A 21,363-nucleotide genomic window follows, 5' to 3' on the forward strand; every position below is an offset into this window, starting at 1 on the left:
GGCCTATCCGTCCACTCTGGACGCGAGGATCGCAGCACCAGGGCCGGAAACCTCGTCGAGCGCCACGGCCCTCCCGGCGATCGCCAGCAGGAGCGCCTCGCCGGGGCCGTGGAGTTCCGGTCCGGATCCGGCCGACCAGTCGAGGTCGGTGGCGACGAGCCGGAGCCCGCGTGCCCGCCGGTTGGCCTTGATCGGCGGGGCGTAGCGGGCGAAGGCCAACGCGTGGCGCAGCCGGTCCGGCGGCACCTCGCGGGAAAGCCCCAGCGGCCGCCGGATGTCCTGCTGATGGATGAGCCCGTCGAGCAGTGCCACCCGCCCGCCGAACGCGGCGGTCAGACCACGGGGTTCGAGATGTTCTTCGAACCTCGCGATCAGCTCTTCAGGCGTCCGGTCGGGCTTTCGCGTGACACCGAGCGCGTTGATCCGGTCCAGTCGCAGCCTTCCGCGGACGGCCTGGCCGAGCACCTCGCGCAGGCGCAGGGTGTCGTAGTCGACGACATGGGTGACCACTTCCCGGACCGTCCACTCCGCGCACAACGTCGGCGCGTCCCACTGCTCGGGGGACAGCGAGCGAAGGAACGCGGCGAAGTCCGCCCGTTCGTCCCGTGCGAGTCGCGCGACGGATTTCACCGGCTGCCTCCTGGCGTCATTTGTGGTCGAGCCACCCGCAAACGTAGTAGGCGGTGTCCTCGTTCCGCTCGACGTACCAGGAGTAGACGACGTCACCGGCGAGTTTGCCGGTGCGTGCGTTCCGCTGGGTGACCGTGGCCTGGACCGTCACGAACTCCTGCCCGGACGGGACCGTGTACGGCAGCATCTGCCAGCGTTCGACGTAGTGCCCGTGGAGTTCGAAGCCGAGCAGGGTCGACCGCAGGCGCGGGCAGGTCCCGCTGCGCAACGCGGTCATGTCGTGATTGGCCAGTCCGTTCATGTAGACCTGGAACACCCTGTCGATCGCGGCGGGCTCGAGACCCGGCGCGGACGACGAGGTGGGCGCCGGGGACGTCACGGTCAGGGTCTGGGTCTGGGCAGAGGGAGCGGAGTCCGAGGTGGGCGTCGCGGGCGAAGAGTCGGAACGCGGTATCGGCAGCCCGGCCCGGCACGCCGAAAGAGCCGTGACGAGGCCGATCAGGAGCACGCCCGTCCGGACGCGCGAAGTCAGGGGTCTCACGTCACCGAAGCTAGGCGGCTTTCATGAAATTCGGATGAAGGGCCTTGTGCTGCGAAACCGCTCTCGGGACGCGCCCAGGCAGCGAGCACGCGTGCTTGGAGGCGGGACACGGCCGAGGTCGGTCAGCAGGTCGCCAGGAAGTGCCGCAGCACCCGCGTGCCGAACCGCAGTCCCTCCACCGGGACCCGCTCGTCGACACCGTGCGCCATCGCCCGGTAGGGGAAGCCTTCCGGCAGCCACAGCGGAGCGAAGCCGTAGCAGTCGATCCCGAGCGGGCTGAACGCTTTCGCGTCCGTTCCGCCGCCCATGCAGTACGGGACCACGACGGCTTCGGGGTCTTCTGAGCGCAAAGCTCCCGCCATCGCGTCGAACCACGGCGAATCCACCGGCGCCTGGACCGGCGGCTGGTGCGCGACGAACTCGCGGGTGACGCCCTCGCCGAGCATCGCGTCGACCTGGGCGAGCAGATCCGGTTCGGTGCCGGGGAGGACTCGGACGTCCACCTGGGCCTCGGCCGAAGTCGGGATCACGTTCACCTTGTAACCGGCGTCGAGCATGGTGGGCGTCGTGCTGTTGCGGACGGTCGGCACCACCAGCGCCCCGGCGGGCCCGAGCCGCGCGATCGTTCCGTCCACATCGGACAGATCGACCGGGACGCCGAGCGCCTCCCCGGTGCGTTCCAGGAACGCCTGCACCGTCGGTGTCAGCTGGACCGGCCAGCGGTGCGCGGCGATCTTGCCGAGCGCCGTGACCAGCCGGGTGACCGCGTTCTCGTCGTTGGGGCGCGATCCGTGCCCCGCGCGGCCCTTGGCGGTCAGCCGCAGATGCGCGGTGCCGCGTTCGGCCGTCGCCACCGGGTAGAGCCGCATGGTCCGGCCGTCGGCGGCGGGAACGTGGTAGGTGTACCCGCCCGATTCGCTGATCGCGGCCGCGCAGCCGTCGAACAGGTCCCGGTGCGCCGAGGCGAGCCAGTGCGCGCCGTACTCGCCCTTGTCCTCCTCGTCTGCCACGAACGCCAGGACGATGTCACGCCGCGGGCGGACGCCGGTGGCGAGGGCGGCGAGCACCATCGCGCAGAAGTCCTTCATATCGACGGCGCCGCGGCCCCAGAGGAACCCGTCGCGGACCTCGCCCGAGAAGGGGTCCACCGACCAGTCGGCCGCGTCGGCGGGGACGACGTCGAGATGGCCTTGCACGAGGAGCGACGGCAGGCTCGGGTCGGTGCCGGGGACCCGGGCGATCACGTTCGCGCGCCGGGGCGCGGATTCGATGATCTTCGCGCCGATCCCGAGCCCGGAAAGCAGTGTCGCCACGTACTCGGCGGCTTCGCGCTCGCCTTCGGAGTCCCCGTCGCCCCGGTTCGTGGTGTCGAACCGGATCAGCCGCGAGCAGACTTCGACGACATCCAGGTCAGCGCGAACCTCGCTCCGCGATTCCATGTCAGCCATAGATGCCCTGCACCGCCCCGGCCGCGATCGCCGTGACGATCTTGAACGCCTTCATCGCTTCGGTCATGTCCGGCGCGTCGAAGCCGACCCGCCGCACGCCGATCTGTTCCACCGTCGGGATCACCGCCGCCGCCTGCGCGAGATGGCTCGCGTCGAACTCGACCTCGATCCGGTGCGGGGTGGTGAACCGCTCGACCCGGCCCGCCCGGTTCATCGCGTCCGCCGCGGCCGAGGACAGCAGTTCGGCGGTCCTGGCGGGCGGCAGGCAGATCGCGGCGTAGCGGCTGACGCACTCCTTCACCGTGACCAGTTCGGCCTCCGGCGCGTAATCCTGGGCGTCGTCACAGGCCTTGTCGTCGCCGGAGACGACCAGCACCGGGACGCCGTACTCGGCGGCCATCGCGGCGTTGAGCCTGCCTTCGCTGGCGGGGACGTCGTCGAGCCACACGCCGGTGATCTGATTCTCCAGGTACGTGTGGGAAAGCACGCCGTCGAAACCGGCGCCGGCGTGGTAGCCGAGGAAGACGACGCCGTCGACGCCGGTGTCGATGCCCTGCATCATCGAGAGCGGCTTGTGCCTGCCGGTGAGCATTCGCGCCCGGCCGTCGAGGTCTTCGAGAAGGAGGTTCCGCTGGGACGAATGCGCCTCGTTGACCAGGACGTCGGTCGCGCCGGCGTCGAAGAGGCCCGCGATGGTGGCGTTGACGTCACCGGTGAACAGGCGCCGGAATCGTTGCCACTGCTCGGTGCCGGGGATGACGTCCTCGGTCCAGGTGACGCCGGTGGCGCCCTCCATGTCCGCCGAGATCATGATGCGCATGCGGGGCAGACTAGCCGAGGTTCTTTGCCCTCGCCGCCGGGATCAGGGCCAAGAACCGGAACGCGGGTAGACCGCCCAGGCGCGTTCCCACGCCGCGAACCGGTGCCGGTCGAGCGCCAGCCGGACGACCCGGTGCAGCAGGATGAGAGAGCCGACCACCGCGAACCAGAGCCAGAGTCCGACGAGCACGGAATCGAACACGGCCGTCGACGCGGTCCTCGGTGCGGCGGTGAGGGCACCGCGGGCGTCGATCCAGATCGGCACGGCCGTTCCGGCGGGGCTGCCCGGCGTCGCGAGGACGCCGCCGGTGTGCCGCACGCCACGCGAGTCGGTCCAGGTGGCCTCGGCGGCCGGGTTGTCGGTCCCGACGCTCTCGCTGTCCACGATGCGGACGGGTGCGGCCTTCAGCAGGTACGCGGTGGTGGCTTGACGTCCGGCCGCGTCGACGGCGGCCGCGGCGACCTGCCTGCCGTGGTTGGCCGAGCCGGCGGCGGCCGCGACCGGGACGGCGAGCAGCGCCGCGAGGATGACGAGCTTGAGGAGAAGGGCTTCGAATCGGTCGGAGCCACGGGCGAGCGAGTTGTGACCAGGGAAGAGCCGTCGCCTGAACCGGGCGATCGGACCGCTGGACCCGTGCACGAGGAACCCCATTCCCTCAGACCGCGAAAACCTCCGTCTTCGATTCTCGGTCACCGGGGCGCCGCTGTCGCGGTATGGGGACACAGACCACTCTGTGAACCCGTACACAACCTTTAATTCGTTTTACCCGTCCGGGTTCCCCGGCTACCGTCTTCGCCATGGGGATTTTCTTCAACCTGTGATTCTCGTCTTCGACGCGGCCCTGGCGTAGAGCCTTCGCTCCGCCGGGCCGCGTCCTTCCGCACGCGCACTTCTTCCTTCGAGAATCCAGGAGGACGCCCCTATGCGTACCCCGTGTCGAAATCCCGGGACACAACTCGTGCTCTCCGGTGTCACCAAGCGTTTCGACGACCATGTCGTGCTCGATCAGGTCTCCTTCAGCGTCAAACCGGGGGAGAAGGCGGGCGTCATCGGCGACAACGGTTCGGGTAAGTCCACTCTGCTGAGGTTGATCGCCGGCCGCGACCGGGCGGACAACGGCACGGTGACCGTCACGGCGCCCGGAGGTGTCGGCTACCTTCCGCAGACCTTGGAACTGCCGGACACGGCCACGGTCGGCGACGCGATCGACCTTGCACTGGCCGACATCCGGGAACTCGAATCCCGGCTGCGGGCTGCCGAGAGGTCGCTCGACACCGCTGAAGACCTCGCTGCCTACGGCGACCTCATCACCGCCTACGAAGCCCGCGGCGGTTACGAGGCCGACGCCAGGGTGGAGGTCGCCCTGCACGGGCTCGGGCAGCCGGGCCTCGACCGCGGCCGCGCGCTGGGCAGCCTGTCCGGCGGGCAGCGGTCCCGGCTGGTGCTCGCGGCCACCTTGGCCGCGTCGCCCGAACTGCTGTTGCTGGACGAACCGACCAACGACCTCGACGACGAAGCCGTCGCCTGGCTGGAGAACCATCTCCGCGGGCATCGCGGCAGGATCGTCGCGATCACCCACGACCGGATGTTCCTCAGCCGGGTCACCACCGCCATCCTCGAGGTCGACGCCGATCGCCGGACCGTGCACCGGCACGGCGACGGTTACGTGGGCTACCTCGCCGCGAAAGAGGCCGCGCGGGCCCGGTGGGTCCGGGAGTACGAGGAGTGGCGGCTGGAAAAGGCCCGCTACGAACGGCTGGCGGACGTCAACATCGACCGGTTCTCGGCGATCCCGCGCAAGGCCCCGGCGGCTTTCAGCGGGGCAGGCGCGTTCCGGGCCCGCTCCCGGGCACACGGGGCGAAGAGCCGGATCCGGTCGGCCCGCGAGCGGATCCAGCGGCTCGATGCCGACGCGGTCCCGCCTCCGCCGCGGCCGCTCCGGTTCAACGCGCGCATCGCCGCGGGGAAGGCGGAAGCCGATCAGTACGTGGTGAAGGTGGACGACGTGTCGGTCGACGGCCGTCTGCCGCGGACGTCGCTCAGCGTGCTGCCCGGCGAACGGATCCTCGTGACCGGGCCCAACGGGGCGGGCAAGACGACCCTGATGCGGGTGCTCGCCGGGGAACTGGCACCGTCGACGGGATCGGCGGAGCGCGCGGGCAGGATTGGGTTCCTGCACCAGAACGGCGGGCTCGCCGGTGACGCCCGAACCGTCCTGGCGGTCTTCGCCGGTGACGGTGACGAGGACGAGGCGGCCGAGAGGTTGCTGTCGCTGGGTCTGTTCCGGGCACCGGATCTGCGCAAGCCGGTGCGGGAGCTGTCCGTCGGGCAGCGGCGCAGGCTGGAACTGGCAAGGCTGGTGACGGCCAGGACCGACCTGCTGCTGCTCGACGAGCCGACCAACCACCTCGCCCCGGATCTCGTGGAGGAGATGGAACAGGCGCTCGCGGAGTACTCCGGCGCGCTCGTGGTCGTCACCCACGACCGGCGGATGCGGCGGACCTTCGAGGGCAGGCGGCTCGAACTGGTCACCTCAGCGGCATGAGCGGTCCGTCCACTTTGGCCGGATTGAGACAGCTGTTCAGTCCGTCCACGAGGGAACAGGTCCCGGGCCCGCGCTTGAGCCGGTAGCCCTGCGGCACGCCACCCGCGGTCACCAGACCCTGGTACGCGGGAACGGCGTCCGTGGGGCGCCGGGTCAGCGCGGGATCGGTGAGAGCGTCCACTGTGTACAGTCCGAACCGGGCACGGTAGCTGCCCCATTCGTAGTTGTCGGTGAGGCTCCAGTAGTTGTAGCCGATGAGGTTCATCCCGTCGGCCTTCGCCCGCTGGAGCCAGTACACGGTGTCGCGGACGTGATCGCCGCGGCTGTAGTCCGCGTCGCGGGGTTTGCCGTTGTCGGTCGCCATGCCGTTTTCGACGATGTACAGAGGCAGGCGCGGGAACCGGTCGTGGTAGCTGCGCAGTGCGTAGTAGATGCCTTCGGGCTGGAGCTTCACGTCCCAGAACTTGTCGGTGGCGGCGGCGAACACCGTCCAGTTGTCGATGCTGAGGCCGTAGTAGTAGTCGATGCCGATGAAGTCGAGCTTGTCCTTGACCTGGTCGAGGAAGAACCAGTCGGCCATCCCGTTGACCCCGGTGATGTAGGCCTGGTTGCTGGTGACCTTCGAGGTGGGATCGAGTTCGTGGATCAGGTCGTAGGCCCGCCGGTGCGCCTGGACGACGTTGGATTGCGCCGCGAAGTACCGCGTGGCGTTCAGGGCGCCGACCTTCTGTTCGTTCTTGAGGAAGATGAGCGGCTCGTTGAACGTCACCCAAAGGACGTCCTGACCGGCGTAGCGCTGGACGATCTTCCGGCTGAATTCCAGCCACGCGTCGGCGGTCCGCGTCTCCGCCCAGCCGCCCTGATCGAGCGCCCACCCCGGATAGACCCAGTGGTTGAGCGTGATCATCGGGGTCATGCCCGCGGCCCGGACCTGCCGGAGAACGTCGTCGTAGAAGGCCAGTTCGGTCTCGTCCCACCGGCCAGGCGAGGGTTCGACGCGAGCCCACTCGACACCGAAGCGATAGGTGTTGACGCCGAGCCCGGCCGCGAGGCGGATGTCATCGGCGTAGCGGTGCCGGAAGTCCACGGAGTCGCGGTACGCGTCGCCGCCGTCCTTGCCTGCGGAACGGTCCACGAACCGCTTCCAGTTGCTGTCGGGCGCGCTGCCTTCGGATTGGTAGCCCGAAGACGCGACACCCCAGTAGAAGTCCCGGGACCAGTCGTCATCCTGCGATGCGGACGCGTTCACGGCCGAAAGTGTCGCGCATAGTGAGACGGCGACCACCGAGGACAACACCCGGCGTAACCTTCTCCGATGCTCCGGCCACTTCGTCGATCGTTCACCGGTGTCCGCCATCTTCCGGACGCTAACGTGAGTGAACGGCGTAAACAAGCGGCCGTCCGGGGGCTTCGACGATGACGTTGGGGAGATGATCGACTTGACCGGCAGCACGGTCCGACACGCCGTCTATCTGCCGCCTTTCGGCCCGTTCGGTGAGCCGGGGGTGCTCGTCGACCTCGCCGTGCGCGCGGAGGCGGCGGGCTGGGACGGGTTCTTCCTGTGGGACCACGTGGTCGCGGACACCATGCCCATCGCCGACCCGTGGACGACACTCGGCGCGATCGCGCACGCCACCAGCCGCCTGCTGTTCGGCCCGATGATCACGCCGCCCGCCCGGCGCCGTCCGTGGGTGGTCGCGCGGCACGCGTCGACGGTCAGCAGGCTTTCCGGCGGGCGGCTGATCCTCGGCACCGGGCTCGGCTCGGACGAATCCGGTGACTTCAGCCGGTTCGGCGAGCAGACGGACCTCCTGACCCGATCGGCGATGTTCGACGAAGGTCTCGACGTCATCCGCGCGATCTGGTCCGGCAGGCGGTTCGACCACGACGGCGCGCACTACCAGGTCGCCCTCGCCGAGGCGCTGCCCGAGCCGTTCCCGATCCCGATCTGGGTGGCGAGCTCGACCGACAACCCGCGCGTCGTCCGGCGGGCGGCGTTGTGCGACGGGATCTTCCCCAACCCGGAGGATCACACGCCGACCGCCGAAGAGATCGCGGAGACCCACCGCGCGCTCCGCCTCGCCGGACTGGAGCCGGGGCGTCCCTTCGACGTCGCGGTCGCCGGGAACGCGAGTCCGGCGTGGGAGGAACCCGTCAAGGTCGACCTGCCCGCGCTCGGGCAGGCCGGGATGACCTGGTGGATGGAGTCGCTGATGCATCTCGACCCGCTGGAGCTCTCGCAGAAGATCGTGGACGCCGGTCCGCCTCGGTGGTGACGCGGCTCGGTCTCGTGAGTGGTTAGGACGGTTATTGACGGGAAAGGCAAACGTGTCGTGTTCCCGGACGGGGCCGGCGGTGGGGCGAAGCCTCCCTTCGCTGCGTCAGCGACTCGTGAGTGAGTCCCGCCTTTCCTTGACTATCCACAAAGGACGCTTTCTGGGGCGCGGATGCCCAGTTCGTAATTTCGAGAGGGCGGTCCCTTCCGCGCTTCCGATGAGTCAGGCGTCGACCTCTGATGTCGTGAAGGGCCCCTTTGAGACCATCATCGTCTCAAAGGGGCCCTTCACGACATTCCCGCGAAACTCACGTGAGTGTCTGGCTGGAGTCCTTCACTTCCACCGGCTGTGACTGCTGGTGCCTGTGGGGCTTCGTCAGTCAGTCAGTCAGTCAGTCCGGACCCCGCGCCGCGAAGGCCTCCCTGTCGCTGAGTCGGCGAAGCTGACCTCGCGACAGAGACCCGGTCACGCCACCTTTGACTTTGCCCCTCGATAGAACCGTCCTGGCCACTCACGAGACCTGCCCCGCCCTCTTCGGCGCTTGTCTGTACACAGTGGACGGACGTTTACGCCTTCCGCCGGATTTCGTTCCTCCGAAAGACTTCACCACACTTGTGGTGACGCGAGCCTTTGGTAGCGTCACCGCGAGCGTCCTGCGAACCAGTGACGTGCGGGGGAGGGATCGAATGGCCGACGAGCTGGACGGGCACCACACTATGCGGCTGGAAGCCGGGGTCGCGCTGATCAACGCGCTCACCGGGAACCACGTGCACGGCAGGCCGAAACCCGCGCTCGGCGGTCGTGATCTGGTTCGCGCGGCCGCCGAAGCGGTCGGCGACACCGGGAACGGCCGCGTCGACCTGTCCGGCGCGGAGAGGCTGCGAAATCTCGCGTCCCGGTTGCGGGAGATCATCGAGTCGCTCTCCAGGCGCGAGCACGACGAGGCGGCCGGGTTGCTCAACCGGTTGCTCGCCGACAGCAGGGCGCGTCCGTCGCTGCACCGCCACGGCGACCAGACGTGGCACCTCCATTTTCACGGCCCCGAAGCCGACCTTGTCCAGCAGTGGACGGCCGGGCTCGCGGTGTCCGTGGCCGCGGCGTTCGGCGAGCAGATCCCGCATCGCGTCGGGCTGTGCGCGGCACCGCGGTGCGATCAGGTGTACATCGACGCGAGCCAGGCGCGGATCAAACGGTTCTGTGGCCTGGCCTGTCAGAACCGGGTGAAGGCCGCCGCGTATCGCGCTCGCCGGTCAGGGGCGTGAGTCGCGTCGATGTACCACTCGCGGCCGAACGCGAGGCCGAAGAGCGGCGCCGGAAGCCGGGTGATGACACGCATCAGCGGCGCGAGCCTGCAGGTTCCCCTCACCTGGGTGGAATGCGCGGCGATCGCGGCCTGTTTCCGGCGCGCGAAGCGGCGGACGTCGAAGGTGTGGGTGATCTCGGACCGGGCGCTGTAGGCGCACGATCCGCACCAGGTGTCGTAGCTCAGCAGCACGGACGCCTTCTCCTCGCGCAGGATCGCCACGAGCCGCGCGGCCGCTTCGTCGGTGCTCGCGCGGACGAAGCGGACCCAGCCCGGCGGGTCCGGGCCTTTCATGCCGATGGTGGCGACCACGAGTACGACTCGGTGCCCGTCCGCGGCGGCGCGAGCGAGGGTGCCGCCGGTCAGCAGTGCTTCGTCGTCCGGGTGGGCGTGGAAGGCGGCGATGGTCGTCACGCTCCGATCATGCAGGAGGTCGTCGAAACAGTGGGTGGTCAAGTCTTGACCGTCCGTCGATCCCGTGGGTAATCTCTCCTTTACTTTCCAATAGTAAGGAAAGTTTCCTATTTAATCCCGCCGCCCTGACCGTCGGCGCGCCAACGACGGCGCCGTCGACGCGAGAGGAGAAGCCGAATGCGTTGGGACAAGATCCGTCTCCGGGTGACGGCCGCACTGGCCGCCGGACTGCTGGCGCCGATCGCCGCCACGAGTACCTCGATGGCGACCGAGACCGGCACAGAACCCGCAACGCAGGCAGCCGCCGCGCTGCCGCCGGGCAGCCCGGCGGCGATCAACGGACAGCTGAAGGTCTGTGGCCTCCAGCTCTGCAACTCCGCCGGCAAGCCGATCCAGCTCCGTGGCATGAGCACCCACGGGATCCAGTGGTTCAGCCAGTGCGTGAAGACCGCTTCGCTCGATGCACTGTCCAACGACTGGAAGGCCGACGTCCTCCGGATCTCGATGTACATCCAGGAAGGCGGTTACGAGACCAACCCGCGCAAGTTCACCGACATGGTGCACTCCTACATCGAGGAAGCCACCAAGCGCGGGATGTACGCCCTGATCGACTGGCACCAGCTCACGCCGGGCGATCCGAACGCGAACCTGAGCCGCGCCAAGACGTTCTTCACCGAGATCGCCCAGCGGCACAAGGACAAGACCAACATCATCTACGACATCGCCAACGAGCCCAACAACGTCAGCTGGGACCGCGTCCGCAGCTACGCGGAGCAGATGATCCCGGTCATCCGCGCCCAGGACTCCGACGGCGTCGTGCTCGTGGGCACCCACGGTTGGGGCTCGCTCGGCATCTCCGACGGCCGCAACGAGACCGACATCATCAACAACCCGGTGCGCGCCAGCAACTTCATGTACACGTTCCACTTCTACGCGGCGTCGCACAAAACGGAGTACTTCAACGCGCTGAGCCGGGCCGCGAGCAAGATCCCGCTGTTCGTGACCGAGTTCGGCACCCAGACCGCCAGCGGTGACGGCGGGAACGACTTCACCAACTCCCAGAAGTACCTGGACTTCCTGGCGTCGAAGAAGATCAGCTGGACCAACTGGAACTTCTCCGACGACAGCCGTTCGGGCGCGGTGTTCAAGCCGGGCACCTGCTCGGGCAGCTCGTTCACCGGCACGGCTCCGCTGAAGCCCGCCGGCGTCTGGATCCGGGACCGCATCCGTACCGCGGACAACTTCCCGACCTCCTGATCCCGGCAGCGCGCAGGTCAGGAAGGGTCGTTCAGGACAAAAATGTCCTGAACGACCCTTTCCTGACAGTTCAGCCGAGCGGTTCGAAGTCCAGCGCGGCGAGGCGGTCCGGGTCGGCGAGGATGTCGATCGCCGCGATCTTCCCGTCCACGACAGTGAAGGCGAAGACCGTCGTCGGGACGCCGTCCGAGGTGACGACCATCCCGGCCGCGCCGTTGACCAGGGCTGGTCGCGGCACCCCACCGGCGCCCGCCGACCGGAACATGAGCGCCTGGCTCGCGACCGTGGCGGCGCCGCGCACGAAACGCGAGGTCCCCGCCGGGGCCGCGCCGCCCTCGGCACGGAGGATGACGTCCGGGTCGAGCACCGAGACCAGCGCGTCGAAATCGCCGTCCCGCGCGGCCGCGAAAAACGCGTCGACGACTGCCCGCTGACGGCTCAGGTCCGCGTCCGGGACGGTCGGCGAGCCCTGCAGGCGTCGGCGCGCGCGGCTGGCGAGCTGCCGGGTCGCCGCGGAGGACCGGCCCACGATCGGCGCGATCTCGTCGAACGGCAGGGCGAACATGTCGTGCAGCACGAACGCGAGCCGTTCGGCGGGGTCCAGGGTGTCGAGGACGACCAGGAGTGCCAATCCGACCGAGTCCGCCAACAGGGCCTGGTGTTCCGGGTCGATCCCGTCCTCACGGCCGATGATCGGGTCGGGGAGCTGCGCGCCGACCGGGTCTTCCCGCCGTGACTTGCGTGAGCGCAGCATGTCGAGGCAGATCCGGCCGACGACGGTGGTCAGCCAGCCGCCGAGATTGTCCACGTCACCGGACTCCGACCGGCTCAGCCGCAGCCAGGCCTCTTGCACGGCGTCGTCCGCTTCGCTGAGCGAACCGAGCATCCGGTACGCCACCGCCCTCAGATGCGTCCGGTGCCCCTCGAAGCGTCGTGCCAGCCAGTCGTGTTCGTCCACGGTCCCCATCCTTCATCGATCAGTCGTAATCCTGACGTGTGGGGGAACGAAGATGTGACGACGTGGCTCAGGACCGTGCCGGGTAGCCGCCGTCGACCTCCTTCACCGGCTTGTGCGGGAAGCGGCGTTCGGCGTAGGCCTTCGCGGCCGAACCCTCTCGCACGTACAGCGTCTCCACCTTGTCCTGCAACGGTTTCACCACGGTGCCGAGGAAGCCGCGGCGGTCGTCGAGGTACGGCCCGAGCACGTCTTCACCCGCCGGGCAGACGGCCATGCAGTACGCGGCCTTGTAGTTCGGCTTGAACGCGAGGCTCTGCCACATCGACACGTTCTCCGAGTCGGTCACCCTGGACCGGAAGTCGGCGGCGTCCTCGCTGTCGGCCACGGTCTGCGCCCAGTCGGTGAAGCCGCTCATGAACTCGCGGTAGTTGTGCGTCGAACAGGAGAGGAAGTCGAACTCGCCGGTCTTCGAGATCGCCCCGATCGGGCAAGCCGCGACGCACAGCTTGCACTCCAGGCAGGGGTTGTAGTCGAGAGGCTCGCCGTGGCCGGACACCTCGGCGTCGACGAGCAACGTCGCGAGGAGCACGAAGTTGCCGAACTTCGGGTGGATCACGTTGCGGTGCAGCCCCATGGCGCCGAGTCCGGCCGCGACGGCGACGGTCTTGTGCGCGACCACCCAGATCCGGCCGGGATAGTGCTCCATCTCCATCGGAAACGTCGCCGACGGGTTGATCGCGCGGTATCCGGCGTCCTGCAGTGTCCGGACGATCGTGTGCCCGGCCTCGTTGATGATCTCGCCGCCACGATGGAACTCCTGGTTGGCGACGCTGCGGGCGGGGGAGCGGACGTCGTCGCGGTTCAGCCGCACCACCAGCGAGACCAGGGTCTTGGTGTCGGGGAGCGCGCGCAGGACGTGTTCACGTTCGCCGGCCAGATCCGGATGGTCGAGCGGGACGGCCGCCGCGTCGTCGGCACCGGCGGCAAGGCAGATCTCCTTGAGCCAGCCGGCGTCGATCACCGGTGACGGCTTGTCCCGCGGTTTGGCGAGCACCGCCCGTACCGAAGGATGGTTCGCCAGTTTCTTGGGAAGCCGGTCGGTCACAACGTCTCCAGGATGGTCGCGTTGGCCTGGCCGCCGCCTTCGCACATCGCCTGCAGGCCGTAGCGGGCGCCGTGCTGGTGCAGCGCGTTGACCAGCGTGCCCATCAGCCGGGTGCCGCTCGCGCCGAGCGGATGGCCCAGCGCGATCGCGCCGCCGTGGACGTTGACCTTCGCCGGGTCGGCCCCGGTCTCCTGTTGCCACGCCAGCACGACACTGGCGAACGCCTCGTTGATCTCGAACAGGTCGATGTCCGCGAGGCGCAGACCGGCGCGCCGCAGCACCTTCTCCGTCGCCGGGATGACGCCGGTGAGCATGAGCAGCGGGTCGGAGCCGGTGACGGCGAAACTGTGCAGCCGGGCGCGCGGCCGCAGGCCCAGTCTGGCGGCGGTCTCGCTGGAGGTGATGAGCACGGCGGAGGCGCCGTCGTTGATCGGGCTGCTGTTGCCCGCGGTCACCGACCAGTCGATCTGCGGGAACCTTTCCGAGATCCCCTCGTCCTGGAACGCGGGGCGCAGCTTGGCCAGCGTTTCGAGGTCGGTGCCCGGTCGGACGGATTCGTCGGTGGAGACCAGGCCTGACGGGGTCTCGATCGGCACGATCTGGCTCGCGAACCGCCCGAGCGCGTGCGCCCGCGCCGCCTTCTGGTGCGAGGACACCGCGAACTCGTCCATCGCGTCGCGGCCGAGCGACCACTTCGCGGCGATGAGCTCGGCGCTGATCCCTTGCGGCACCAGGCCTTCCGGATAGCGCTCGGCGACCCCGGGGCCGAGGGGATCGGTGCCGGGCAGCACGTTCGACCACATCGGGACGCGGCTCATGGACTCGACACCGCAGGCGATGACGACGTCGTACGCGCCGGCCATCACGCCCTGCGCGGCGAAGTGCACGGCCTGCTGGCTGCTCCCGCATTGCCGGTCGACGGTGGTCGCGGGCACGGTCTCCGGCAGCCCGGCCGCGAGTGCCGCCCACCGCGTGACGTTCTGGGCCTGTTCACCGACCTGGTCGACCGCGCCGCCGATGACGTCGTCGATCAGCGCCGGGTCGAGGCCGTTGCGCTGGACGAGGGCTCGCAACGTGTGGGCGAGCAGCTGGACGGGATGGATTTCGTGCAGGGCGCCACCTGGCTTGCCCTTGCCGATCGGGGTACGGACGGCGTCGACGATGACCGCGTCGTGCACGGCTGCCTCCAGTGGTGAGTTGGAATCTCCAACTCACTGTGACATCGAGTGGGTTGGAAATCAAGACTCAGTGGGTTTACGCTGGTCGCATGACCGAAGGACCGAGGGACTGCTCGATCGCCAACGCGATGGAGGTGATCGGGGAGCGCTGGAGCCTGCTCGCGCTGCGCGAGGTGTTCTTCGGGGCGCGGCGGTTCGACCAGATCGTCCGCAACACCGGGGCGAGCCGGGACATCCTGACCGCGCGGCTGCGCAAGCTCGTCGAGACGGGAATCCTCGAGAAACGGCTCTACGAGGAGCATCCGCCGCGCTACGAGTACGTGCTCACCGAGGCGGGGCACGCGCTCAACCACGTGCTGCTGAACCTCATGGCGTGGGGCGATCGGTACGTCACGGACGGGCCGCCGCCGACGGTGTGGCGCCATTCGTGCGGCGAGGTCCTCGCGCCGGAGACCGTCTGCGCGCACTGCCAGGAACCGGTGCGGGAGAAAGACATGACGCTGGTGCGGAGCAGTCGGCGATGACGCGTGGTCGGCTGTCCGTGAAGGCCTCCTTGAGGGACCCAGGGTCCCTCAAGGAGGCCTTCACGGACCTTCGCTAGCCGCGCCACTCCCGCGCGATCATCCGCATGAGCGCCGGGTAGATGATCAGGTACCGGAACGGCTTGATGAATCCCATGTACGCCCGGCCGAACGGGCCGTTGGGTTTCACCAGCACCGCCATCTGACCGCGATACCCGCCCTGCCCGTCTTCGACCCACGCGATGTGCAGGACGCCGTGCATGGTCCCGTTCGCCATTTCGGCGGCGAATTCGTCTTCGAGCCGGTATACCGGGGTGAACGGCGACCAATCTTCGTCCGGTCCGGTCGGTGTGCGGCGGAGGTCTTCCGGCAGTTTGGCGCGAAGTGGTCCCACCCGGGTGTCGAGGCCGGAAGTCCGCTTGTCCAGGCCGAGCAGCCCGCCGAGTTTCCAGCGCAGCGCCCACAGCGCCCGGACGGGTAGTGGCGCCCCGTTCGGGAAATCGCCCGACGAGAACTGCTTCACCAGCTTGTCGAAGTCGTCCGGGCCGCCGGGTGTTTCCAGTGCCCAGACGTCTTCGAGGTCGAAGTCCCCGGCGATTTCGTGGATCCGCCAGGAGTGGGCCGTGTGCGCCGTGTTCGCGAGTTTCATGCCGACACCAGTTGGACGATCTCGCGTGGCCGGACCTCGCGGTCGTCGAAGGCGACGTCCACATCCGCCGAGCCCAGAGCCTGCATCGAGGCCGCCTGTGCCGCCTCGGATTCCCACCGCACGATCGAGACCACGGCGTCTCCGGCGGCGGTCACCCAGCATTCGGCGGCGAGGCAGCCCGAAGTGGAGCGCAGGACGGCGGCGACTCGCTGGACGCGCGAGACGAAATCGTCGTGATGATCGGTGTGCGGGTAGTGCGTGGCCACGAATCCGACAGTCATCGTCGTTGTTCCTCCCAGTCAACTTCCGCCATCTATACGGTAGCGTATATATCGTCGTCGTGGTGCCGGAGTGACGGGGGATACGGTGATCGCATGGCCGCCGAAACCCGGACCCCGCCGAGCGCCTGGATCGACGCGGGACTGCATGCCCTCGCTGCCGGAGGTCCCGGCGCCGTCCGCGTCGAGGCGCTCGCGAAAGCGCTCGGCGTCACGAAAGGCGGGTTCTACGGCCATTTCGCTGATCGGGGTACGCTGCTGGAGGAAATGCTCGCCACCTGGGAGCGGATGAGCACCGACCTGCTGTTCGAGAGCGTCGAGCGCGAAGGCGGCGACGCCAGGGCGAAGATCCGGCGAGCCGGACTGCTCGCCGGCGACCGGCTACTGCCGATCGACCTCGCGATCAGGGATTGGGCCCGGCGCGACCAGTCGGTGGCCGAACGGCTCCGGCGGGTCGACAACCAGCGGATGGATTACCTGCGTTCCCTCATGCGCGAGATCTTCACCGACGAGGACGAGGTCGAAGCCCGGTGCCTGCTCGCGTTCTCGCTCCTGATCGGCAAGCACTTCATGGCCGCCGACCACAACGGCCGCTCTCGGGACGAGGTCACCGAGTTGGCGGGGGCGTTGCTTCTCGGTGGCGGGCCCGGCCATGACGGCTGAAGCCGGAATGTGAAGCGCACCAGCGTGGCGGAATCGGCGGCCTGATCCAGCGGTTCACCGCACTGGACAAGCAGGCAGCACCTACCGTGAGCGTCGTCTCGTCCGTGAGCTGCGCCAGGTGTCCGACGATAGGCGCATGTACCCGGAGATCGAACCCAACGCGTCGGGCCACCTGAACACCGGTGACGGCAACCTCGTGTACTGGGAGGAATGCGGCAACCCCGACGGCAAGCCCGTGGTTTTCCTGCACGGCGGTCCCGGCGGCGGCTGTTCGCCGTCGCACCGCCGGCTGTTCGACCCGTCCGCGTATCGGATCGTCCTGTTCGACCAGCGCGGCTGCGGGCGGTCGTTGCCGCACGCCTCCGCGTCGGGCGATCTTTCGTTGAACACGACCTGGCATCTCGTCGATGACATCGAGCGACTGCGGCAGTCACTGGGCATCTCGCGGTGGCAGGTGTTCGGTGGGTCCTGGGGGTCGACGTTGGCGCTGGCGTATGCCGAGAAGCACCCTGAACGCGTGTCGGAGTTGGTGCTGCGCGGGGTTTTCACGCTGCGTTCGTCCGAGCTGCAGTGGTACTACCGGGGTGGCGCGGCGAACGTCTTTCCGGACTTGTGGGAGAAATTCATGGCGCCGATCGCGGAGCTCGACGGGGATCCCGTCGAGCTGTACGCGGAGCTGCTCGCCGACCCTGACCCCCTGGTGCACGGGCCGGCCGCTGTCGCGTGGAGTACCTGGGAGGCCGCGACGGTGACGCTGCTTCCCCGGCCCGAACTGGTGGCGGAATTCGCCTTGCCGGAATTCGCACTGGCGTTCGCGCGGATCGAGAACCACTACTTCGTGAACAACGGCTGGCTCGAAGAGGGACAGCTGATCCGGGAAGCTGCCGCATTGAAGGACATTCCCGGCGTGATCGTGCAGGGGCGGTACGACCTCGCCACGCCCGTGGTCTCCGCGTGGGACCTGCACAAGGCATGGCCGGATTCGGAACTGGTGATCGTGCCGGATGCCGCGCACGCGTACGACGAACCCGGCATCCTGGCCGCGTTGCTGGCAGCGACGGATCGGTTCCGTGACTAGGCCGTGTCCAGGCACGGCAAAGCCCTGGGTGGAGCCGGGATTCCCTCTGCCCACCCAGGGCTAGTCGTCGTCCTCTTCGGGGGTGGTCGGGACCTGTTTGCGCGCGACGTAGACGAGCAGCCCGATGATCACCACGGGGCCGACGAAGATGAGGATCTCGTCCCAGCCGCCCTGGTGCATCATCATCACCCGCGCAGCGATGGTCATGAGCCGGACACCAGTGCGATCCCGAGCGCGGTGTAGCCGATCATCAGCGCCAGCATGGGGTACTGGCCCACCTTGACGTAGTTCGCGCGCAGCACGCCGACGGAACGGTCATGCGCCGAGGTTACGGCCAGCACGTGCCCCGCGACGATTCCGGCGATCTGCACCAGCGCGATCACGCCGGTCGAGACGACCGTGTAGTCGATCGCGCGGCCGAAGCCCTGCTGCCCGGAGAACACGGCGAACGAGAAGTAATGCGCGACCGTGTAGCCGACCATGATCGGGATCAGCGACGGCGCGAACGCGGGATATGGGTCGAAACCTCGGCGCAGATACGGCCTGGTGAGGCTGATCGCGCCCGCGTAGGCGCCGTACGTGAGCGCGATACAGGCCGCGAGCCCGGCGGTGCCCCCGAGGACACCGGCGTCCAGCGACGTCCAGAACGGGAGCCGGGTCAGGCCGTCGAACGCCGTCGAGCCGAGCACCACCAGTACCAGCGCGGTCAGCCAGGGCGCGGGGGAGATGGCGACCAGCCCGTCCAGTGGATTCCGGACCACGAGCCGTCCGTCACCGCGCCTGCCGAACGGGGACAAGGCCGCGATCAGGCGCGCGTAGACCTCGAAAGCATCGCCGCGGTCGAACCAGCGCGGACCGTAGACCACCCCGAGAGCAATGTGTATAACGGCATACACGGTGCAGAAAAGAGCGATCGCCCTCGGCGAATCCGAGTGCGGGAACACCAGTTCCAACCAGAGAAACGCCAGGAGACCGACGATCGCGGGCAGGTAGCCCAGCCGGTCCGGGAGTTCGCGATGCCGCGCGGGGATCAGCGACGCGACCGTCCTCAGTGGATTCAGGTGCCGCCAGACCGGGCCGAACAGGAGCGAAAGCGGAACCAGTCCCACCCAGAACCAGACGTAGAACCATGCCGGAGCCGGGTTGTCGGCCGAACTGCCGGGACGGGCCCACGCCATCGCGAGGAAACCCGCGAACAGCGCCACGCCTGCCATGCGTGACGCGACCCGCGAGAACGCGCTGTCGACGAACCGCTGCAGGGGGAGGGGGAGTGCGCTGCCGGCGTCGGCGCCGCGGAGCCTTGGTTCCTTCCAAAACACGGTGAGCGCGAAGAAGGAGACGACGACGGCCGCCGCTCCCGCGTAGAGCGCGAGCCACAGTGGCACCGGCAGATCGGACCTGCCGCCGAGGCCGTGCGCCAGGATCATCCGCTGACCCGGAGCTTGGTCACCGCCGCGCCGCTCTTGTGCAGTTCCACCTCGAAGATCCCGTCGATGTTCGCGGTGAAGGAGACAGTCCCCGGAACCCCGGGGGCCAACTGGGCGGCCTTGTCGTAGCCGTGGACGTGCAGTTCGTCCGCCTGATCGGAGGTGACCTCGAGCGCGACGTTCTCGCCGGTGCGCACCGAGACCTCCGCCGGGCCCGCTGTGCGCTTGCCCGCGGTGATCGAGAACTTCACGGTGCCGGTGCCCGGCGACGGTTGGGAGCCGGTCGATCCCGAACAGCCGGTCACGGCCAGCAGCGCGGCCACCGTGATCCCGCAGATCCCGCCGATCCTCCGCATCGAGGCTCCTCCAAGTCGTACGCCCCGGCTTGCCTGGCCGGAACCATACCTCTATCGTGTTACCCCAAGGTAACAGTTACTCAGGTTAGCAGGAAGGCGAGAACGGTGTTCATGGCTCAGGAGAGCCCGCCTGCCGGCGGCGCGCAATTCGGGCAGATCGTTATCGCGGGCCTGATGTTCACCGCGGTCTTCCTGCCCTTGGCCCTTTTCGTGCTCCGCGAACGCGCGGGGAAGCTGACCGTCATCGGCCGCGTCGCCGACTGGATGGGTGACTTCAGCGGTCTGCCACGCTGGGCCGCGCTGCCGATGTTCGTCGCGTTCCTCTCCGGGATGTCGGCGCTGATCGGCGTCTATTGGGACGTGCCGATCCACATGGAGCTCGGCCGCGACGAAGGCCCGCTCGCGAACCCGTCGCACTTCCCGATCTACTTCGGGTTGATGGGCATCTTCGCCAGCGGCGTGCTCAGCGCGACACTGGCTACGAAGAACCTGCCCAAGCGCACGTTCAAGATCGGCCCGCACTGGCGGGCACCGATGGGGTCCATCCAGATGATGGCGACCGGTCTGGTCGGCATCGCGGGATTCCCGCTCGACGACGTCTGGCACCGGCTGTTCGGCCAGGACGTCACCGAATGGGGGCCGACGCACGTCCTGATGATCGGTGGCGGCGTCTGCGTGGTGCTGGGGCTGCAATTGCTGCTCGGCGAAGCGCGACAGGTCGGCGCGACCGGACCGGTCGTGCGCCTGCTCGGCCCGGTGCTCGCCGGCGCCTGGATGATGGGCGCTTCGGCGTTCCTCATGGAGTTCGACCTCGGCGTCCCGCAGTTCCCGATGCTGTCGCAGGTCGTGCTCGTCGGCCTGATCGGCGCTTGGACGCTGACCTACGGGCGGCTGTCCTGGGGGCCGGGTGGCGCGCTGATCGTCCTCGCGGTCTTCCTCGCCTCCCGTGCTTCGTTCACCATCATCCCGTTGTTCGCCGATCTGCACGTGGCTTCGTTGCTGCCGTACGTCGCCGAAGCGGTGATCATCGAGGTCGTCGCGCTGGCGATGCGGAGCCGTCAGGGCTACACCTTCGCCGCTGTCGCCGGTCTGCTCGTGGGGACGGCCGGGATGCTCGCCGAGGCGGCGTTCACCCAGTGGCTGATGCCGAACCCTTGGCCGGCGGCCCATTTGCCGTTGTTCGTCCTGTTCGGGACCGGCGCCGCTCTGGCGGGTGCATTCATCGGAGTCTGGCAGTACCAGCGCGTGGAGGAGACGGCGACGCAGGTGCCCGCGGCCGGCCCCCGCCACACCGTCGGACTCGTCGGCGCGCTGGGCGCGGTCGCCCTGATGTCGGCCGTCGCCGTCCCGCAGGATCCGGACGGCGGATTCACCGCCGACGTCCGGCTGACGGAGGCCGCGGCCGGGCTGCCGATCTCGAACCCGCACGGCGGTGGCGCGCCCCGCTGGGTCGACGCGACCGTCACGATCTCCCATCCCGATCTCGCCGACGACGCCGTGTGGCTGAACGGTTTCGCTTGGCAGGGCGGCGACTTCTTCACCGCGCCGCTGGAGAAGATCGGCGACGGGGTGTATCGCACGACCCAGCCGCTGCCGGTGTTCGGACAGTGGAAGACCGGGATCCGCGTGCACGTCCCGAACCGGGTGATGGGGCTCGCCCCGATCTACGCGCCCGCCGACCCGGCCGCGGACGCCCCGGCGATCGACGCGGCGTCCGGTACCCGCCCGTTCATGTCCGAGATCGAGTTCCTGCAACGGGAACGGAAGTCGGAGACGCCCGCCGTGCTGTGGACGGTCGCGTACGTGACCGTCGGGCTCATCTTCGCCGGCATGTGGGCGCTGTTCGCGTGGCTCTACGCGGCCGCCGCCAGCGCGCGACGGCGTGAGGTCCCCGTCGGCTGACGCGTCGCGATTCG

General features: G+C 68.6%; 23 protein-coding genes. 8 read left to right on the plus strand and 15 right to left on the minus strand.

All coding sequences use genetic code 11. The annotated features are described in order from the left end of the window. Positions 1-3: 3 nt before the first annotated feature. The 5 genes from DL991_RS30080 to DL991_RS30100 form a co-directional block, all read right to left on the minus strand. Positions 4-630, minus strand: a complete 627-nt coding sequence (locus DL991_RS30080) for a maleylpyruvate isomerase family mycothiol-dependent enzyme (protein WP_125787733.1) — start codon at positions 628-630, stop codon at positions 4-6. Between the two features lie 16 nt (positions 631-646). Further along, complete coding sequence (locus DL991_RS30085; protein WP_233599062.1) at positions 647-1,171, minus strand: hypothetical protein; 525 nt, start codon at positions 1,169-1,171, stop codon at positions 647-649. Positions 1,172-1,293: 122 nt separating this feature from the next. Beyond that, positions 1,294-2,610 carry a M20/M25/M40 family metallo-hydrolase gene (locus DL991_RS30090; protein WP_125787881.1) on the minus strand — a complete coding sequence of 439 codons (1,317 nt, stop codon included), beginning with the start codon at positions 2,608-2,610 and terminating at the stop codon, positions 1,294-1,296. Position 2,611: 1 nt separating this feature from the next. After that, positions 2,612-3,439: a M55 family metallopeptidase gene (locus tag DL991_RS30095; protein WP_007035431.1), complete on the minus strand. Its 828-nt coding sequence runs from the start codon at positions 3,437-3,439 to the stop codon at positions 2,612-2,614. 42 nt (positions 3,440-3,481) lie between these two features. Continuing rightward, positions 3,482-4,078 (minus strand): hypothetical protein, encoded by a 597-nt coding sequence (locus DL991_RS30100; RefSeq protein WP_233599063.1) that lies wholly within the window; start codon positions 4,076-4,078, stop codon positions 3,482-3,484. 283 nt (positions 4,079-4,361) lie between these two features. On the opposite strand from DL991_RS30100, the gene abc-f reads away from it, so the two are divergent. Continuing rightward, positions 4,362-5,984 carry a ribosomal protection-like ABC-F family protein gene (abc-f, locus tag DL991_RS30105; protein WP_125787735.1) on the plus strand — a complete coding sequence of 541 codons (1,623 nt, stop codon included), beginning with the start codon at positions 4,362-4,364 and terminating at the stop codon, positions 5,982-5,984. Here the strand turns inward: abc-f and DL991_RS30110 are convergent. Then, positions 5,968-7,233: a family 1 glycosylhydrolase gene (locus DL991_RS30110; protein WP_125787736.1), complete on the minus strand. Its 1,266-nt coding sequence runs from the start codon at positions 7,231-7,233 to the stop codon at positions 5,968-5,970. The genes abc-f and DL991_RS30110 overlap by 17 nt on opposite strands. Before the next feature lie 181 nt (positions 7,234-7,414). On the opposite strand from DL991_RS30110, the gene DL991_RS30115 reads away from it, so the two are divergent. Then, positions 7,415-8,260 (plus strand): LLM class flavin-dependent oxidoreductase, encoded by an 846-nt coding sequence (locus DL991_RS30115; protein WP_125787737.1) that lies wholly within the window; start codon positions 7,415-7,417, stop codon positions 8,258-8,260. A 686-nt stretch (positions 8,261-8,946) separates the two neighbouring features. Next, entirely contained in the window at positions 8,947-9,522 is a 576-nt protein-coding gene (locus DL991_RS30120; RefSeq protein ID WP_125787738.1) for a CGNR zinc finger domain-containing protein, read from the plus strand. On the opposite strand, the gene DL991_RS30125 is transcribed toward DL991_RS30120, so the two are convergent. Continuing rightward, the gene (locus DL991_RS30125; protein ID WP_233599064.1) at positions 9,471-9,977 is read right to left on the minus strand and encodes a PIG-L deacetylase family protein; all 507 of its coding nucleotides are present in this window, start codon (positions 9,975-9,977) and stop codon (positions 9,471-9,473) included. The two genes, DL991_RS30120 and DL991_RS30125, sit on opposite strands and share 52 nt — an antisense overlap. A 177-nt stretch (positions 9,978-10,154) precedes the next feature. Between DL991_RS30125 and DL991_RS30130 the strand changes: the two genes are divergently transcribed. Then, positions 10,155-11,234: a glycoside hydrolase family 5 protein gene (locus DL991_RS30130; protein ID WP_125787740.1), complete on the plus strand. Its 1,080-nt coding sequence runs from the start codon at positions 10,155-10,157 to the stop codon at positions 11,232-11,234. A 70-nt stretch (positions 11,235-11,304) separates the two neighbouring features. Here DL991_RS30130 and sigJ read toward each other — a convergent pair whose 3' ends face one another. The 3 genes from sigJ to DL991_RS30145 all read right to left on the minus strand — a co-directional run bounded on the left by sigJ (position 11,305) and on the right by DL991_RS30145 (position 14,475). Then, positions 11,305-12,192 carry an RNA polymerase sigma factor SigJ gene (sigJ, locus tag DL991_RS30135; RefSeq protein WP_125787741.1) on the minus strand — a complete coding sequence of 296 codons (888 nt, stop codon included), beginning with the start codon at positions 12,190-12,192 and terminating at the stop codon, positions 11,305-11,307. Between the two features lie 67 nt (positions 12,193-12,259). After that, positions 12,260-13,297 (minus strand): (4Fe-4S)-binding protein, encoded by a 1,038-nt coding sequence (locus DL991_RS30140; RefSeq protein WP_125787742.1) that lies wholly within the window; start codon positions 13,295-13,297, stop codon positions 12,260-12,262. Further along, positions 13,294-14,475, minus strand: coding sequence for a thiolase family protein (locus DL991_RS30145; protein WP_125787743.1), 1,182 nt, complete (start codon positions 14,473-14,475; stop codon positions 13,294-13,296). Before DL991_RS30145 ends, DL991_RS30140 begins: the two co-directional genes overlap by 4 nt. Before the next feature lie 89 nt (positions 14,476-14,564). On the opposite strand from DL991_RS30145, the gene DL991_RS30150 reads away from it, so the two are divergent. Continuing rightward, the gene (locus DL991_RS30150; RefSeq protein WP_125787744.1) at positions 14,565-14,999 is read left to right on the plus strand and encodes a helix-turn-helix domain-containing protein; all 435 of its coding nucleotides are present in this window, start codon (positions 14,565-14,567) and stop codon (positions 14,997-14,999) included. A 73-nt stretch (positions 15,000-15,072) separates the two neighbouring features. Here DL991_RS30150 and DL991_RS30155 read toward each other — a convergent pair whose 3' ends face one another. Together DL991_RS30155 and DL991_RS30160 are read right to left on the minus strand one after the other, a co-directional pair. Further along, positions 15,073-15,645, minus strand: a complete 573-nt coding sequence (locus tag DL991_RS30155) for a DUF2867 domain-containing protein (RefSeq protein ID WP_125787745.1) — start codon at positions 15,643-15,645, stop codon at positions 15,073-15,075. Continuing rightward, positions 15,642-15,926: an antibiotic biosynthesis monooxygenase gene (locus DL991_RS30160; protein ID WP_125787746.1), complete on the minus strand. Its 285-nt coding sequence runs from the start codon at positions 15,924-15,926 to the stop codon at positions 15,642-15,644. The genes DL991_RS30155 and DL991_RS30160 overlap by 4 nt, the downstream gene beginning before the upstream one ends. Before the next feature lie 93 nt (positions 15,927-16,019). Here DL991_RS30160 and DL991_RS30165 point away from each other — a divergent pair, with 93 nt between their 5' ends. Further along, positions 16,020-16,586: a TetR/AcrR family transcriptional regulator gene (locus tag DL991_RS30165; protein ID WP_125787747.1), complete on the plus strand. Its 567-nt coding sequence runs from the start codon at positions 16,020-16,022 to the stop codon at positions 16,584-16,586. 136 nt (positions 16,587-16,722) lie between these two features. Then, positions 16,723-17,664, plus strand: a complete 942-nt coding sequence (gene pip / locus DL991_RS30170) for a prolyl aminopeptidase (RefSeq protein ID WP_125787748.1) — start codon at positions 16,723-16,725, stop codon at positions 17,662-17,664. 60 nt (positions 17,665-17,724) lie between these two features. Here pip and DL991_RS43055 read toward each other — a convergent pair whose 3' ends face one another. From DL991_RS43055 to DL991_RS30180, 3 genes are read right to left on the minus strand one after another with little or no spacing between them, the layout of a single operon-like run. After that, a complete protein-coding gene (locus DL991_RS43055; RefSeq protein ID WP_199746720.1) occupies positions 17,725-17,871 on the minus strand; it encodes a hypothetical protein in 147 nt (48 codons plus the stop codon). Beyond that, positions 17,868-19,091, minus strand: coding sequence for a hypothetical protein (locus tag DL991_RS30175; RefSeq protein ID WP_125787749.1), 1,224 nt, complete (start codon positions 19,089-19,091; stop codon positions 17,868-17,870). Before DL991_RS30175 ends, DL991_RS43055 begins: the two co-directional genes overlap by 4 nt. Then, the gene (locus tag DL991_RS30180; RefSeq protein WP_125787750.1) at positions 19,088-19,447 is read right to left on the minus strand and encodes a hypothetical protein; all 360 of its coding nucleotides are present in this window, start codon (positions 19,445-19,447) and stop codon (positions 19,088-19,090) included. The genes DL991_RS30175 and DL991_RS30180 overlap by 4 nt, the downstream gene beginning before the upstream one ends. 111 nt (positions 19,448-19,558) lie before the next feature. Between DL991_RS30180 and DL991_RS30185 the strand changes: the two genes are divergently transcribed. Continuing rightward, positions 19,559-21,349 carry a hypothetical protein gene (locus tag DL991_RS30185; RefSeq protein WP_233599065.1) on the plus strand — a complete coding sequence of 597 codons (1,791 nt, stop codon included), beginning with the start codon at positions 19,559-19,561 and terminating at the stop codon, positions 21,347-21,349. The last annotated feature ends 14 nt before the right edge of the window (positions 21,350-21,363 follow it).

This window comes from Amycolatopsis sp. WAC 01375 (assembly GCF_003947325.1).
In the GTDB taxonomy this organism is placed as follows: domain Bacteria; phylum Actinomycetota; class Actinomycetes; order Mycobacteriales; family Pseudonocardiaceae; genus Amycolatopsis.

What these genes read in the sequence shown, in the direction of transcription:
- DL991_RS30090 (WP_125787881.1), bottom strand. Translation starts at nt 2,610, where the DNA reads ATGGAATCGCGGAGCGAGGTTCGCGCTGACCTGGATGTCGTCGAAGTC.
- DL991_RS30095 (WP_007035431.1), bottom strand. Translation starts at nt 3,439, where the DNA reads ATGCGCATCATGATCTCGGCGGACATGGAGGGCGCCACCGGCGTCACC.
- abc-f (WP_125787735.1), top strand. Translation starts at nt 4,362, where the DNA reads ATGCGTACCCCGTGTCGAAATCCCGGGACACAACTCGTGCTCTCCGGT.
- DL991_RS30115 (WP_125787737.1), top strand. Translation starts at nt 7,415, where the DNA reads ATGATCGACTTGACCGGCAGCACGGTCCGACACGCCGTCTATCTGCCG.
- DL991_RS30120 (WP_125787738.1), top strand. Translation starts at nt 8,947, where the DNA reads ATGGCCGACGAGCTGGACGGGCACCACACTATGCGGCTGGAAGCCGGG.
- DL991_RS30130 (WP_125787740.1), top strand. Translation starts at nt 10,155, where the DNA reads ATGCGTTGGGACAAGATCCGTCTCCGGGTGACGGCCGCACTGGCCGCC.
- DL991_RS30150 (WP_125787744.1), top strand. Translation starts at nt 14,565, where the DNA reads ATGACCGAAGGACCGAGGGACTGCTCGATCGCCAACGCGATGGAGGTG.
- DL991_RS30155 (WP_125787745.1), bottom strand. Translation starts at nt 15,645, where the DNA reads ATGAAACTCGCGAACACGGCGCACACGGCCCACTCCTGGCGGATCCAC.
- DL991_RS30160 (WP_125787746.1), bottom strand. Translation starts at nt 15,926, where the DNA reads ATGACTGTCGGATTCGTGGCCACGCACTACCCGCACACCGATCATCAC.
- DL991_RS30165 (WP_125787747.1), top strand. Translation starts at nt 16,020, where the DNA reads ATGGCCGCCGAAACCCGGACCCCGCCGAGCGCCTGGATCGACGCGGGA.
- pip (WP_125787748.1), top strand. Translation starts at nt 16,723, where the DNA reads ATGTACCCGGAGATCGAACCCAACGCGTCGGGCCACCTGAACACCGGT.
- DL991_RS43055 (WP_199746720.1), bottom strand. Translation starts at nt 17,871, where the DNA reads ATGACCATCGCTGCGCGGGTGATGATGATGCACCAGGGCGGCTGGGAC.
- DL991_RS30175 (WP_125787749.1), bottom strand. Translation starts at nt 19,091, where the DNA reads ATGATCCTGGCGCACGGCCTCGGCGGCAGGTCCGATCTGCCGGTGCCA.
- DL991_RS30180 (WP_125787750.1), bottom strand. Translation starts at nt 19,447, where the DNA reads ATGCGGAGGATCGGCGGGATCTGCGGGATCACGGTGGCCGCGCTGCTG.
- DL991_RS30185 (WP_233599065.1), top strand. Translation starts at nt 19,559, where the DNA reads ATGGCTCAGGAGAGCCCGCCTGCCGGCGGCGCGCAATTCGGGCAGATC.